This is a genomic window from Neptuniibacter sp. QD37_11, from assembly GCF_047778105.1.
Classification (GTDB): Bacteria; Pseudomonadota; Gammaproteobacteria; order Pseudomonadales; family Balneatricaceae; genus Neptuniibacter.
Genome location: NZ_CP180554.1, coordinates 232,402 through 246,876, shown reverse-complemented (window position 1 = coordinate 246,876; position 14,475 = coordinate 232,402). Strand labels below are relative to the sequence as shown.

Annotated in this window: 18 protein-coding genes; 6 read left to right on the top strand and 12 right to left on the bottom strand. The window is 44.0% G+C overall.

Translation table 11 applies throughout. The features are described from left to right. Positions 1-15: 15 nt before the first annotated feature. From ACMXYT_RS18625 to ACMXYT_RS18615, 3 genes are all read left to right on the top strand, one after another. Complete coding sequence (locus ACMXYT_RS18625; protein ID WP_415913103.1) at positions 16-735, top strand: hypothetical protein; 720 nt, start codon at positions 16-18, stop codon at positions 733-735. Between the two features lie 158 nt (positions 736-893). After that, positions 894-1,247 (top strand): hypothetical protein, encoded by a 354-nt coding sequence (locus tag ACMXYT_RS18620; RefSeq protein WP_415913102.1) that lies wholly within the window; start codon positions 894-896, stop codon positions 1,245-1,247. A gap of 15 nt (positions 1,248-1,262) precedes the next feature. Further along, positions 1,263-1,832, top strand: a complete 570-nt coding sequence (locus tag ACMXYT_RS18615; RefSeq protein WP_415913101.1) for a hypothetical protein — start codon at positions 1,263-1,265, stop codon at positions 1,830-1,832. Positions 1,833-1,867: 35 nt separating this feature from the next. On the opposite strand, the gene ACMXYT_RS18610 is transcribed toward ACMXYT_RS18615, so the two are convergent. The 6 genes from ACMXYT_RS18610 to ACMXYT_RS18585 form a co-directional block, all read right to left on the bottom strand. Continuing rightward, entirely contained in the window at positions 1,868-2,704 is an 837-nt protein-coding gene (locus tag ACMXYT_RS18610; protein ID WP_415913100.1) for a hypothetical protein, read from the bottom strand. Beyond that, on the bottom strand, positions 2,705-3,049 hold the full coding sequence (locus tag ACMXYT_RS18605) for a hypothetical protein (protein WP_415913099.1): 345 nt from the start codon (positions 3,047-3,049) through the stop codon (positions 2,705-2,707). Positions 3,050-3,058: 9 nt separating this feature from the next. Next, positions 3,059-4,792 (bottom strand): SNF2-related protein, encoded by a 1,734-nt coding sequence (locus ACMXYT_RS18600; protein WP_415913098.1) that lies wholly within the window; start codon positions 4,790-4,792, stop codon positions 3,059-3,061. Further along, positions 4,785-5,543, bottom strand: a complete 759-nt coding sequence (locus tag ACMXYT_RS18595) for a hypothetical protein (protein ID WP_415913097.1) — start codon at positions 5,541-5,543, stop codon at positions 4,785-4,787. The genes ACMXYT_RS18600 and ACMXYT_RS18595 overlap by 8 nt, the downstream gene beginning before the upstream one ends. Positions 5,544-5,635: 92 nt before the next feature. Beyond that, a complete protein-coding gene (locus ACMXYT_RS18590) occupies positions 5,636-6,007 on the bottom strand; it encodes a hypothetical protein (protein ID WP_415913096.1) in 372 nt (123 codons plus the stop codon). A 760-nt stretch (positions 6,008-6,767) separates the two neighbouring features. Beyond that, positions 6,768-7,307, bottom strand: a complete 540-nt coding sequence (locus ACMXYT_RS18585) for a hypothetical protein (protein ID WP_415913095.1) — start codon at positions 7,305-7,307, stop codon at positions 6,768-6,770. 109 nt (positions 7,308-7,416) lie between these two features. Here ACMXYT_RS18585 and ACMXYT_RS18580 point away from each other — a divergent pair, with 109 nt between their 5' ends. Further along, positions 7,417-7,620 (top strand): hypothetical protein, encoded by a 204-nt coding sequence (locus ACMXYT_RS18580; RefSeq protein WP_415913094.1) that lies wholly within the window; start codon positions 7,417-7,419, stop codon positions 7,618-7,620. 1 nt (position 7,621) lies between these two features. On the opposite strand, the gene ACMXYT_RS18575 is transcribed toward ACMXYT_RS18580, so the two are convergent. The 5 genes from ACMXYT_RS18575 to ACMXYT_RS18555 all read right to left on the bottom strand — a co-directional run bounded on the left by ACMXYT_RS18575 (position 7,622) and on the right by ACMXYT_RS18555 (position 11,593). Next, positions 7,622-8,890, bottom strand: coding sequence for a Y-family DNA polymerase (locus ACMXYT_RS18575; protein ID WP_415913093.1), 1,269 nt, complete (start codon positions 8,888-8,890; stop codon positions 7,622-7,624). A gap of 1 nt (position 8,891) precedes the next feature. Then, positions 8,892-9,299: a LexA family protein gene (locus ACMXYT_RS18570; RefSeq protein WP_415913092.1), complete on the bottom strand. Its 408-nt coding sequence runs from the start codon at positions 9,297-9,299 to the stop codon at positions 8,892-8,894. A gap of 112 nt (positions 9,300-9,411) precedes the next feature. Continuing rightward, a complete protein-coding gene (locus tag ACMXYT_RS18565) occupies positions 9,412-9,900 on the bottom strand; it encodes a hypothetical protein (RefSeq protein ID WP_415913091.1) in 489 nt (162 codons plus the stop codon). 168 nt (positions 9,901-10,068) lie between these two features. Further along, positions 10,069-10,905, bottom strand: a complete 837-nt coding sequence (locus tag ACMXYT_RS18560; RefSeq protein WP_415913090.1) for a helix-turn-helix domain-containing protein — start codon at positions 10,903-10,905, stop codon at positions 10,069-10,071. 181 nt (positions 10,906-11,086) lie between these two features. Beyond that, entirely contained in the window at positions 11,087-11,593 is a 507-nt protein-coding gene (locus ACMXYT_RS18555) for a hypothetical protein (RefSeq protein ID WP_415913089.1), read from the bottom strand. A 105-nt stretch (positions 11,594-11,698) separates the two neighbouring features. On the opposite strand from ACMXYT_RS18555, the gene ACMXYT_RS18550 reads away from it, so the two are divergent. Then, entirely contained in the window at positions 11,699-12,169 is a 471-nt protein-coding gene (locus ACMXYT_RS18550) for a hypothetical protein (protein ID WP_415913088.1), read from the top strand. Positions 12,170-12,417: 248 nt separating this feature from the next. After that, positions 12,418-12,735, top strand: coding sequence for a hypothetical protein (locus tag ACMXYT_RS18545; protein WP_415913087.1), 318 nt, complete (start codon positions 12,418-12,420; stop codon positions 12,733-12,735). On the opposite strand, the gene ACMXYT_RS18540 is transcribed toward ACMXYT_RS18545, so the two are convergent. Continuing rightward, on the bottom strand, positions 12,736-14,313 hold the full coding sequence (locus ACMXYT_RS18540) for a methyl-accepting chemotaxis protein (protein ID WP_415913086.1): 1,578 nt from the start codon (positions 14,311-14,313) through the stop codon (positions 12,736-12,738). Between the last annotated feature and the right edge of the window lie 162 nt (positions 14,314-14,475).

Genomic DNA, 14,475 nt, shown 5'->3' with positions numbered 1-14,475 from the left:
ACAGGCTACAACTCTATGAAACCCATAAAACGTTTTGCGGGTATTGGTACGCGGCCCGGTAAACTGCCGGACGATATTGCAGTCCTTCAAGTGGGTGCATCCTTTATCTTAACACATGTGTGCGGCTTTTTAGGCGAGTCCGGAGAAGCACTGGGCAGCGATCGAAATTTCTTGCTGGGTTCAAAACAGGGGTGCTTTAGGATACATGAGTCAAGGCGAGGCGCTTCAAAAATGCCGGAAGGCGTATACACTGACGGCAAAGCGATTTTAAATGAGTCACATCGTTTAATTGTAGATTCTGGTGTGGCTACTTTGAAAGAGTTTAGAGGTTTTAAAGAATCGACTCGCTTACTTTGGCAGCGCAACCCCTTTCAGGTTCTAGGCCCAGATCTTAAAGATCCTGTTAACTTTGTACTTTGCCATACCCCGGATGGATGCATTAGTCATGAAACGTACCAAAGGGGATTAACAGGCGGCACTGGTGTTGCGATTGCGATCGCGAGCCGACACAACATACCTGTATTCAATACTCAGCGTGACGACCACCGCGAGCGCATACATCGCCTTGTTAATAAGTATTTAAATTTTGATACCAGAATGCAGCTGACCATCTTACAGCACCTGCGTGCGCATGCTCCAGTCGCCCGCAAAAGGGAATTAATCACCACTTTCTTAATGAATCAATTAGAGATGAATAAGGATGCTGAAGTTCATCAGTCACTATCCATGTCCTGATAACTCATAGGCTCATGCCTTTATCTTATGGCACTCCCAAGCAATATTATTGAGGGGTGCTTTTTATTCATCTACATGGGGACCGCCTGTCTTTTTACTTGCAATTAATGTCTTGCTCAGTATTATATGGGCTGTCTAATCAATGCATGGATAAGCATATGACTGATATTCATAACTTTTCAATGGCCTTTGATCCACTAACCAACAACGTTGTTTTGTACGCCAATGGTATGGCTGACTTTTCAAGTGGTGGGTACCTAATTAAAGGCCTAAATTTCCGCGGTCAGAACGGGGATGCGGAGGTTGATTCTATTATTCTTAATAATCCCGGTGCCTTTGAGAGCATGGCAAAAGCACTTGCTTCACTAGCACGATCCAATACGGTCGAGTTACTTAAGTTTGGCGGCCAGCTTTGGTGGAATCAACAAGATTTAGTATCCATTGGTCATCCCTCGAAGGGTGGCCCTAAGATCCATTTAACTGAAACTTCATTTGAATTAGTGCTTAATTGACGTAGGTTAATATCATTGACTGCACAAACGCGTAATCCCAAATCAGCCCTTACTAGTATTTATAATTCGGAAGCGGCAGTTCTCGGTATGACCGCCATTAACATCCTTCTTTCTTTGCGCGAAGGAGAAAGGTCGAGAGCAGATATAGCGGAACGGATGGACTGTAATTTTTTAACAATATCTCAATTGGTTTATCGCCTTGAAAAAAGTGGGTTTATTGTCACCTCAAAAGAGAAACAACTTGCCGAGACTAAACCCTTTTCCTTGTATAAGCCTTCAGCTAAAACTGAATGCCTATATGATCTGTTAGATGTGGCATTTCAACGCAAGATGCCGGTCTTTAAATTTGACGATAAAGATGCCCAAATGCGGCTAAGTTCGCTCGCGATTCTCGAGTTACTGTCAACCCATACATTGAATGGCCAGCAAGTAAGAGATCAATTAGGCACGGCAACTAAAGTAATGAACCGTATGGTTAGGCGATTGCAAGAGCGTGGATTCCTAGAGGTGGCAATATCTACACATTCTCAAAAGCTAACTCCTCCGGCCATACAACTCCTAAGTGGAATTAAGGGGAGTGTATAACTCCCCCAAGTAACGCTTGGTCAGTAGGATCACTTTCACTTTGAGACTTGCAGCAACTCTTTGACTTTAAGCATTTCTTTGGCAGAGAGAAGAACGCCATAAGAAAAGCAATTCACAGTAAACCAAGGTGCATCAAGCCCCATGATCTCCATTGCATCTTCCATGAGGATCACGTCGTCATTACCTAAAGTGACACTTTTATCATTCAGAGACTCAAGGAGGGTTCGAACTTCACGTTCAGTGCGATTAATATTACCCTCACGCCACATACGATAATATGATTGTCTAAGTAATGCGACCTTGTAAGCCTTGTTGGTGTATTCAGTGCCTACACTGCTTTTTGGTAGGATGTCGTATATATGTGTTTCACCCTTATTTTCGCCATAAGAAAATCGAGTTTCAAGGCCTGTATTGCGATCAAACAAGACTTTAAGTTCAGACCCTTTCATTTCACAAATAGTGGTCGCTTCGTCCAGATCATTCGTGGTGAATAACAGGTTTCTAATGCCTGCAGATTCTTCATACTCAGGCGGATTGAAGACCCAATATCGTTTATTTAGCATCAACTCATGCAGGTTATTGCCCTCTGATGGCTCATAGCTCTCTGTTGCATTAATGGAGACGCTGTATCCATTGGCGGTAAGTAGATCGATCGCTGCAGTGATCTCTATATTTTTTCTTTGTTCATCTGGACTTGCCATTGGAGTCCCAGCCTCACATAGATCGCAACGATCCGGAGCAGGCCACAGATTTACCTCCAATGTTTTGTTTCGAAACCCTTCTATAGAGTCATGGTCATCTGACCAATTTTTATCCAGATAGAGCTTGTTAGTGCATGAATTGCACTGTGCTACAACCTCAAGGTTTTCCATTTAGTTGACCTCCACAGGAATATTTTCGGCATTAATCATTTCGAGAATGCAGCAAAATGGATCATCAATGTGTTGTGTTATTTTAAGTCCTTCAGCTTCGCAAAAGGGCACAAACACCTCTAGAAATTTGTCCAGAATTTTTAGTTGACGCATTTTGAAGAGGCTAACCATTCGATAGCCCTCATCCTCATCGTAAAGGCATGCATCAAAACCCTCAACTTCACTCTTAATAGTGTTTAGCTTATCTTGAACACCATCAACCCAAGGGATCTTAATGTCGTAACGTGCAACACCATCGTAAGTGATGATAGTATGACCATCTCGAGTAAATTCATGTGCTTCCATATAATACCTTTAAATAACAGCGGCTAGTTCCGCATCTGAAATAGGGGTGTCGTTTGCGGCTGGTGTTTCCGGGGTGGCAATACCACGTGATTTTAAGAAACTCTTAGCTAAGCGCTTCAATCGATCAGTATCAGCCTGCTGCTCAATCGGACTCTTGCCTTGATCCATAATGCCGTCAGATTGAGACTGCTTAACACCCAGCGTATCGATCATTTCAGGGTCGGAGCCAAAATTGGTTGCAACATAAAAAACAAACACAGGATCTTCTTGCCCATCTCGATCCAATCGCCCAATGCACTGATGATGGATGAGTGGTGACCAATCAAATTCACCGAAGACAACAGTGCTTGCGCGATGTTGAATGCCGTCCGCACCCGCGCCAGAGCGTAGGCTCATAATTAATAGGTCACTTTCCCCATTAATAAAAGCCATCTTATTTTTTTCTTTCTGCGCACCGGTTTGTTTGCCGGTGTAGAAGAGGGGATTAAGGTCTGCTAGCTCCTCTTCCCAAATGCGATACACCTCATGATGGTACCCAAAGAGTAAGACAGGCTGGCCCGCTTCGATAAACATTCGGACATACGCCGCGGTTTGATGAGCCTTGGCAATGCCCGTCATTTCACGCATTTTTAGATCGAATTCACGAGCAGCCATGCCCGCTTCATGGAAATTGCTGCTCAGGGTCTTAATGGCCAATTGTTCCGCCAAGGCTTCTGCTTCCGCGACCCGCTTAGTATTGGGCTCGACCCATTCGACATGAGGCCTCTCTTGCTTCGCCTCCTGCCCTACATCCTTCTTAGTTCTGCGCAGCATCATATGTGTCTCTCGCAGATAGGCCCCCAAGGCAGCAGGGTCTTTTACAATCCCTTTAACATTTCCATCTTTACACCATTCGCGTATGAATTGATCGCGCGTACCCAGCAAACCCGGACGCAGAATGTTCACGATATTCCATGCTTCAATACCGTAGTTATAAATCAGCGTTGCAGTCATGCCGAGACGCATCGGGACAACATCGCAAATGGCTTTCGCCGCTTTGCCTTTAGCTGAATCAGTGCCCGTGCGAAGCTGTTGAACCTCATCAAAAACAATTGACTTAACCCATCCCTGAGTCAATACATCGACCCAAGGGCCCATCTGATTGTATTTGAAAATATAGATGTCTGCTTCAGGTAGGTTATAAGGCTTATTGCCTTGAACCTTATGGACCTTGAGGTCAATAAATTGATTGGCTTTCTTGGCCCATTGGTCCTGTAAGTGAGGCTCAACCACGATCACCATCGGGAGTGTGCCCGGAATAAGGGCGGTAGCTAATCCTTCATAAGTTTTGCCCAGACCCACATCATCAATGAGCAAGAGGTTCTTAACTTGCTCATACAGGTCGAGAGAGATCTTTTGGTACCATCGAATCTCTTGACCCGGGAAGAGGCCTACACGCTCTGTCGGCGTTCTGGTTGGCATAAGAATAGCGTCTGCGTCAGCCTGATCCTTATAATAGGCTTTAGACATCTTTTTTAGGCGCTTGCGATCCATCTGTGATACAACCAAAGGGTATCGCTGCATAAACCATTCTAGATCAGCTGCTATGTCCTTCGTGTCTTCAAGATGAAACGGCCCTGCAGACCATTTAGGAATTTTTGCAAAGTTCTGCTTTAAACGCAGTGTTACGTGCGGTTCAATGTCTTTAAGTATCCACTGACCTCCCTGATAGAAGAGGGAGCCGTATGTCCTTGCATTAAGCACTTTTGCCAGCCTCAGTCTTATTGCGAGCAGATTCTAGAGTTGCTTCAATGTCAATTGTGAGATCCTCCCTTACAACCCATAGGGACGTATCCATTTCTAGAACGGATTCAGCCTTACTAGCGGCAGTTGAGAGGTAGGTTTCAACACCCCTTGCACTGTTAATGGAGCCCTCATCAAGCTCTTTTGCTAATTCACGGCAGAAGCCAGCTCGGGCTCGAAGACTATCTTTTGATGCCCTAACGCCGTGATTCACTGATTTCCACCATTCATCCTGACGCTGATAACAATCAAAATTATGAAGGAGGATTAATCCTGCGAGGAAATATGCCTTTTCAGGGCGCGGGCGGGAGCCAAAGATCGCGTCAAGGTCGGCCTCAGTCAATTGAGGCCCGGAAAAGTTAGACTTCCCCAAGTAGCGCTCTTGAAAGTATTTCCTTGCTTCAGTGTTAGATTGATACGCTGAGAAATAAGCAAATTCTCTAGTATCTCTAACACTCGGCAACTGGCAGTAAACATCATGAAGGAATCGCGCTTCTTGTTTTGGTAGATTAAGGTGAAAGGGTAGGTTATGCAATTGATCGCGCAACCGCCACAACACTTCGTCCTGCATTTGCTCTACTTTGTCATCTAGCGCAGCACTTTCTTTATCGAAGGCGCGGTATGCAAGTCTAAAAACAATAGCGGATATTAATGGTATCGCTGCAACACAACTAAGCGGTACTAAAAGCCATGATGGCACTTGTTTATTCATTATATCAATATCCAATAAAAATAGAGCTTTATACTATAAAGATATTTAACCTAATTTCAAGGTTGGTACTGAGTACACTGGTTGCTTATTACCTACAGTAAAAGGGCACCTAACTTAAATACTTGCACTGGTTTGCCATTGATACTTTCAGGCAACCCTTGGGATTTACCCGTTGCAAGTACAAGGCCGGTAATCTGCTCGCACTTGCAATATCGCTCACACTGTCGATACACCTCGGTTTTACTCCACTGCGCTGAGGCTTTAATTTCCAATCCCAATCCAGATTTTGGGAAGTAAAAGTCTATTATACCGTTACCTTCAGGGAGTATATACTCTCGCTCAAATTCCACTCCTTTTGTAATCAAAAAGCGCTCGATCTGCTCCTGACATACTTTCTCATCTACGTAATCAAAGCGGCCTCGAGAGAGGAGTTGAATAAGCGCTTGAATCGGCTCGATAGACATTCTGATTGATTCCTTAATCTGAATTCAATACTATAATATAAATTAAACAGATATGCAAAATTATATAAATAGATGTCTGATTGCGTTTTAGATGATTTTTCCTATAAGACCTGTGGTTTATGTCATGCACTGGCCCCACAAGTTTACCTTTGCATTAGCTGCAAGGGGGCTGGAAAAACTCAATTATTCCCTATGCCTGACTCTATTAACTCAGCCACTTCTATCTCGCGCCTCGATTTTTGAAATCAAACCACCAAAAAAGATGAGATGGTTGCGGTATCTAAGAATATCTATGTAGACCTACTGACCTCCATTAAAGTCCAAGATGTCTTTGAACCGATGGTAGATGAGGATATTGTAGACAGGGTCATTGCCTTAGCCCCGCGTGATGTCAAAAAGGTTCTTCAGGGGCGATATTTCAACCTATGTTAATCAGCATGGCGCTTCACCACCAGCATCATTTAGCCTACGGGTAACGCCGCACGACATAGACTTAACAGTTAATACGCCAGAAGTCCAGTTTGGCTTCATGAAGCACTAGATCACGAATGATCATTATAGAGGCCTGCATCGTTATTAGAGGTTTTGTCGCATTCCTATTAGGCTTCAGGGCTTAGCCTTCCCTTTCTCAGACACGGGAGTGGAAGGCATTCGTTCGCGGGTGCTTGCTATCTTACTTGGGCTTTTTCGCTTCTTCTAAGCGAGCTTGCATTTGAAGATTTAGAACTGCCTAGTGGAAATAACAAACATCCCAGAAAGCCTAAACGTGGAGGCCCGGTAATTCGGGTATTATAATCTCCTTCGCCTGAGTCTTGTGAAGGTTGTAGATCAGATTGTATTCAAACTGCGTGAGTGGACGACCTTCATCCGTAATCATCGTGTAAACCTGCTTTGCCAGTGTCCCTTTCTTAAGTTCATAGGGAGGAGGCTCAACCCAACGCAGTAACGACGTTTTAGGCTTGTTGAGGTAAACTACACCATCCACTACAATCCTTAGCCTATCAATGGAAGGGTCAATGTGCGGCTTAGGGCAGTAGCCTAAAAAAGCTACGGTTCCCAGCAGGATATATATCAAGGTGTACAAAGAAATTGTGCCGTACGGGATACCTACGATTGCTGCTTTAAGGATAAAAGGCAGCGAAAGCGATGTAATAGTGAACGATGCCAAAAAGATAGCAGCGAGCTGGTTGTATTTTTGTAATTTCCGCTCATAGATAGCCGTTAAGTCGTACCATTCTTGCAGCATTCTACGTGTAAAAGGGCGGCGAATCAGTCGCTCAGCACTTGTTTCAATTATCATTAGATTGTTGTTTTTTATTATTTTTATTTAATATATCATTAATTAAAGAATAACTTCCACAAGCTAGAAGGATATTTTCCCTACAGATGGAATGGCGCTAGGGTGCATAATGATTACGTATATTCTACTGTTTATTTCGTTCTTGTCTGCGGACATCATGCTAGGCCTTTGTATCGCTAAATTACCCAGTGAGGGCATGGGGATTGAGTTGACCGTCCTGTTGCTAGCATTTTGGGCGGTAAGCGCTGTTCTCTTAAAAGTGATGGCCGAGGGCGTACTTCACTTCCGTAAGCTATCTAACACTGAGCCTTAACTCACTTGCACTTAATTACAGGAAGGTCACTTAATCGTGTCGTGTACTGCTTGGATAAGAACTCTCGACGCATGCTGAACTTTTGCTCTACCCCCTGACCTGCAACAAATACAGAGTTACGCCCATAGCGGCCATTAATCTTATCCAGACACGCCATCAATTCTGGCTTATCTTTATTGATGGTGAACATATCACGCTGGTAGGTATCCTCTCTCACTAGATCCAGTAGCCCTACACCCACTTTATAGAAGCGTATACCTCGGGAATAGATTTGATCAACCAACCTGCTCGCAGCAGCGCTTAATAAGGTGGTATCAGATGTGTATGAGGGAAATTTGTGCGTAAAACTTCGGCTGTAATAGGGCGCATTATCATGAGGTGAATTGGCCCCAAAAACCACCATATGCCCGCTTAGGCTATTCTGATCGCGGAGCTTAGATGCCGCGATGCCGACATGCGTCAAAATGGCTTGCCTGAGTGATGCTTTATCCATCACTCTCTGACCAAAGCTTCGGGTGGAATAGATCTCCTTCTTAGGAGCCCGAACCTCGTCCCAATCCAGTTTTTTAATGCCTTTAAGCTCATAGACCGTACTCTCAACGAGTACGCTGAATTGCTTACGAATCCAACCCGGGTCACACTCTGCCAACTGCCACGCATTTTTAACCCCTAGTAATTCAAGTCGTGCAGCCAAACGTCGTCCAATCCCCCAAACATCTGTTAGCTCCATCTGACTTAGAATACTTCTCCGAACGTGATCACTGTCGATCACTGCGACACCATTAAATCCCTCAATGCGCTTTGCTGCGTGGCTTGCAGCTTTTGCTAACGTCGGAGTAGGGCCGATACCAACGCCAATAGGCAGGCGTACTTCTTTCCATACTGTCCTCCGCATATACCTACCATATGCATCCCACCCTTCAGGGGGTGCAGAATGGCTAGAGCCGAAATCGAGGAAGCATTCATCGATACTATAGATATGGGAATTCGGTGCAAACCGTGAGCAAGTGTCCATAAAGCGCCTCGACATATCAGCATAAAGCTCATAGTTTGAGGATCTGACCACAGCATTTACCCGCTGCAGATCCTCCTTTACTTGAAAGTAAGGGACAAACTTTTTACCAACACCGGCATCTTTGGCTGCCTGATTAACGGCGCAAATGCAGCCATCATTATTTGTTAGCACAACAACGGGGCGACCCCTAATCTTCGGATCGAAAACGAGTTCAGCATTGGCATAAAACCCGTTGATATCCAATAGAGCTTGCATGTTAATTCAGTGCTCTGTGGAGAGGGCGGTGTAAGCGAATAGATCGGATCACGACTCCTTCCACCATAAAATCATCCCCCTCTTTGAGCTGGTGGTCTCGATAGCCTTCAGAGGCGCTCACAAGCCGCCGGTTTTTAGTGTCAGCTATTTTGCAGACAAAACCACCGTTCAGGGTAGCGACAATGATGTCACCATTACGAACCTTCTCAGCCCGCGAGACGATAAGGATATCTTCTGGGAAAATACCAACCCCAGTCATGGAGTCCCCCTCGACTACCCCTAGATAGGTAGCTGACGGGTGTTCAATCAAGATTTGATCTAATGAGAGTTCTAATTCTGAATACTGGGCAGCCGGAGATTCAAATCCAGTAATCCCAGCCTGTGCTTTCAGTGGGATGAACTTGAGCATGACAGACCTATACTGTTTTTTTATACAGTATATGACAGCAGGAAGAATGAATCAAAAGATTTGTGAGAAAGGCAAGCCCTGCAATGACAGCAGGGCTTGCTCAAGCATTAGGTTAATGGCAGCGACGTTGACTCATGCGGTTATATGCCATCTGCAAGCCACGGTTACGTAGAGTACGCTCACGGTTAACCAGAGCGTTATTGCCGCTCGTGCGTGTGGTAGGGGCAGTAGGGCGCAGAATCCGCAAAGCCTCTTCACGCTTGATATTTGCCAGTCGATCAAACTGATTATTCAATGCCTGATTCTCATGGGCTTGTAGTGCGTCCAACACTTTTTCTGCCCGACCAGAGCGGTACAATCGGCACACAATATTCAGCTGAGCATCTGAATTTTCATCATGGAAATCCAGTGGCGCATCACAGAAATAAATTAGGTCCTTGCAGTTTAAGTCTTTATGGCGAAGTACCTGTTTAATCTCCGCAGGTGTGCATCCAATCAAATTGCTCAACTCATCTGATGTTAGCGGTGTACCACGCTCAATCAGACACTCAAGCACACGCCGGTACAGGTTAACCAGTAGGTTAAATTCTAGACTACTCATTTGATCACCAGTTATTCCAGTGGGTTAATTGTTGTGTCTCTCGACATTACGTATGAGGTTTTTATTAATCTGTGAAAACGATCACCAAGCAGTTGAGTTACGGGACTGACTCCATAATACTGTATAAATAAACAGTATCAAGATGTACTTTGGTTCAGTCCCGTTTTTTTACACCTTCCGGTGAGTGATGGCCGTTACGCGCCCGACAACGTTTAGGGTTGAAATATCATCATCGGATAGAGTGGTAACACCACTTGAATCTTTGGTGCGCCACCCTTGTGGAAGGTTACGGGTAAACTCGCGAACCCAAATATCACCACTGACATCAATTACATAAAACCCGCTCTCATTAATTTCTTCTGCATGCTCAACCTCAACACAGTCATCTTTTTGCAAAGTAGGCGCACAGTGGCTATCGGTAATGATGCGCTTCAAAGCAAGCGGGGGAGTCTCTTGCGAAGAGGCAGGCCCATCAAACTCATCCACCTGACCATTAGTAATCAGGTTATGAATATCTAGCAGAGTTTGCGTGGAGTCTTTACCATATTTTACAAGTTCGACAACTTCATTCTGCACCGCTTCATCATGTGACTTTAACAAGCGTTTCATGCGATCCGTAGGCAAAGGGCGGTCACCAGAAGTGAAATGCGACAAATATAGTTTTGAGTAACCAATGGCCTTACCAGCGTCCTCGCGACTATACCCAAGTGCTTTAATTAAAAAGCGGAGCTTTTGGTGCTCCTCTCGCGCCAATAATTCAAGGCGATCTTTATCTTCAGAGCGGATAAGGTCATCAAGGGAGAAACGCAAGATACTTGCAATCAAACAAAGAGTAGGAAGGGTATGTTTTACAGTACCTTTGGTCAGACCTTGTGCCTTAGCGGGCTCAATTCGGTAATGTTTTGCGAAGGATTTTACAGCACCATTAAACTGCTCTTGAATTAAGCGATTAAGAGTATCTAGTGCTTCTGGGCTGAACTTGAAGGTTTGAGGAATACTTTTCATGTCAGTTCTCGCTATCTGTAATTATTAGAGGCGTTGCTCTATGTTAGGAATACTAACTCAGATAAGCTCACATGTAAATAAAAAGCTCACATCTATTTTAAATAAGCTCACATGTGTGAGCTTAATATTTGGCATTGTGCAAAAAAGCAGGCCATGCCTGCTTTATGTGAGCTAAACTTAATTAGAAGTAGAACGTTTTAACCGCATCCTTTGATGTGAAGCGCTCAGGCGTTTGAATGTCACATGCGCTCAGATCCTTATAGGCGCCAGAAACATCCATTTTTGCTTCACTGTTTTCACTAATGAAACAAACGGTACTGATCACACCCTCAGTATCACCACAATATTTGCGCGTCAGGAAATACGCCGTATAGTCGCCATCAATTGCTACGACACCATAATTATAACTATTGAATACAATGTCTTTATGGTCACCTGATTTTGTATTAGGTTCTACTGGAGCCATACGGAATTGAGAAAGGTGCAAGGTTTCCTTAGGACCACCTTTAACAACTTCCTTAGTAGAAGGGAATGACGCTGCCAAATTCACTGTCTCTAATGTATAGACAGCTGGTTTTTTCTCTGTCATAGCCCACTTGCTGCTCACTGCGCAATCAGCAGATGCCATGCCAGACAAGGATAGAGTGGCAGCGGCAATTAAACCGGCCGATAATTTTTTTATTTGCATGGTGACTCCAATGTAAGTTTTTTATTATTATATTGATTTTTAATTATCTTTCAAACATCATTTGGTTATTGGGATCGATATTCATAAGAGGAGGTATACTCTACAGTGAGCAACATGGATATTTTGACCATTTCTCGACAGCTAGTGGATCAATTCCATCAGAATGCCCACCGCTGGTCGGGAAAGGATCGTCAAACAGCTCTAACCCGTATTACCAAAATAGCATTAGCTGCTAAAAGCCAAGGGGTGCCTACTGTATGCCAACTTTTAGAGCTTCGCGCTGGAGATGCAAATGATAATGGCGGGAGCGTTACAGTTGGCACCGAACTCCTCTTAAGTGCAGCAGAAGCCTCGCTTGAAGCTATTAGCATGCAGGATGATATCGGCCCGTACGTCGTAACGCTTAAAAAGACACTTGATCGTCAAAGACCAATGCCTCCAACTGTACTAATTTACAGTAATAAGTCGCTAGACAGCGTATTGCACCGCAGATTAATGTCGCTAGGCATTCAATACGCTGTGGGCTATAACGCAAAATGCGACACGCGTATCGCTGACAAGGCTCACATTGCTTAACCTTGCTGCTCAGGTGCGATTACAGTCATACCCCGATAATTAAGGCAGCTTCATGATTAACAACAGCAATATACTTATAATAATGCAATTGGGGCCTCTGACGACTCATTCAAAGAATTGAGTCGTAGAATTAGGTGGATTTTTTGTTCAAGAAAATTAATTTTGATTATAACTAAAATAAATATTGCAGCCTGTTAATTGTTGATTTATATTCCGAGACCCTTGTTATTAAATAGAGTTATATAAGCGTGACAGATTCCATCGAAGCCTTAATCAAAGATCTAGATGATGACGAAATTGCAAAGTTACTAAAAAAGATTCCTCAAATAGGGGCTGAGAAGCTTGCCAAAAGGCTTAAATTCAAAGAAGAGAAAGCAGCCCGCACAGCCCGAATTAATAATTTCAATAAACGGCATCAAACATCTGGCGATACGCATACAGCAGGTAAGAAAGTCGCAACTTTAAAACCAAATAATGAAGTTAATAAATCGCACCCCACGATTTCAAATAATGCTGCCGCGCTAGCAGAAGAGGCGGGGTACGATCTTTCAGTTTTACTCAGGTAACTATTCTTTGTTCCAAAACTGTTGAGCTAGCTCGGAGAAGTCTTTTGCTAAACTAGCCATATGTTCACTGGTCTGTGCAGTAGTGTCAATTGAAGTAACGCTTTCTTCGACTTTATCCCGAATGGCATGAACGCTTGTATTGATCTCATCAGCTACAGAACTTTGTTGCTCAACAGCAGTCGCAGTCTGAATGTTCATTTGCGTAATCATTTCAACTGAACCTACAATATCATCCAGTGCAGAGAGCGTGCGCTGACTCAATTCTTCACATTCCGTCATGTGCTCACGACTCTGCTGCATAACATTAACAGCATTGTTTGCACCATCCTGCAAAGAATTGATCATAGTTCTAATCTCTTCTGTGGAGGCTTGTGTCTTACTGGCCAGCACTCTAACTTCATCTGCGACAACTGAGAATCCGCGCCCCGCATCACCTGCGCGAGCAGCTTCTATAGCAGCATTTAGTGCGAGAAGATTCGTTTGCTCAGCGATACTTTGAATCACCTCCAGAACTTTTGAAATATCACTGCTGCGCTCTTGAACCGTTTGAACCGTTTCTGCAGCTAAACCAATTTCATTGTGTAGTGAGTTAAGTGAATCTGCACTTTCCTTAACAATGGCTGCACCGCGCTCAGCTGCATCTCGGCCTTCATTGGAGCTTTGAGAGGTTTGTTGAGCATTATTTGATACCTCCTGAATACTTGTGGACACTTCATTTAATGCTGCCGCTACCTGATCCATCTCTTGGAACTGTGCCTGCACGCCTTCGCTAGTACTACCCACTGAGATTGACAGATCTGACGCATCGTGAGCAAGGATCTCCATGGAGTTATGAATTCGGCCTACCAATCCTGCCGTTTCAGATGAAAGCATGCCTGCGTCATAAGCAAGACTTCCTGCATCATCATTGCGCCCCGTAAATACATAGCGTGAAATAGGGTTTGTGTGACGGTTTTTGGCTCCATTGATAGCCTCCAATAGAGGAAGAAGGGACCAAGCCACCAACCCCGAGCTTCCCAATATGCCACTTAGCAAAACAGCACCTTGCTGAAAAGCACTCAAACTCGGAAGCGCGAGTGTTACTCCGAATGCTATTGCCGTAGGGATAACGGATGATAGAACCGTCTTAGGGAATGTTGACAGGCTTTTCTTAAAGCAGCGCACAGAGCGACCTTCGTTAATGCTTTTATATAGCACATCTGCTCGCTTAATGGCTTGAGAGTCAGCCTTGCGTCTAACAGACTGAATCTCAGTAATTTGACCATGCTTCATTACAGGGGTGACATAAGCATCTACCCAGTAATAATCACCGTTCTTACAGCGATTTTTTACAATACCACGCCATGATTTGCCGGACTTAATTGTTGCCCACAAATCTTCAAACGCTGCAGGCGGCATATCTGGGTGCCGAACAATGTTGTGGTTATTTCCAATAAGCTCTTCTTTTGTGAATCCACTAATTCGGAGGAAATCTGGATTGACGTAAGTGATGATACCTTTGGCATTGGTGGTCGAAAGTATGTTGGTTGACCTATCAAACGTTACTTCACGGTCCGTTACAGGCAGATTCTTCTTCATTGTAGGTTCCGGTTTATTCTGGTTATTGTCTAATAGTATAATGAATATTTATAAATGGCACACATTTTGTGAGCCTTTAATATTAATGCAACAACTTAGTGCTATAGATTTGGAGGCTAATCTTAATTTTGTGACATATTTTACAGTTTGCCTGTTGTAGAT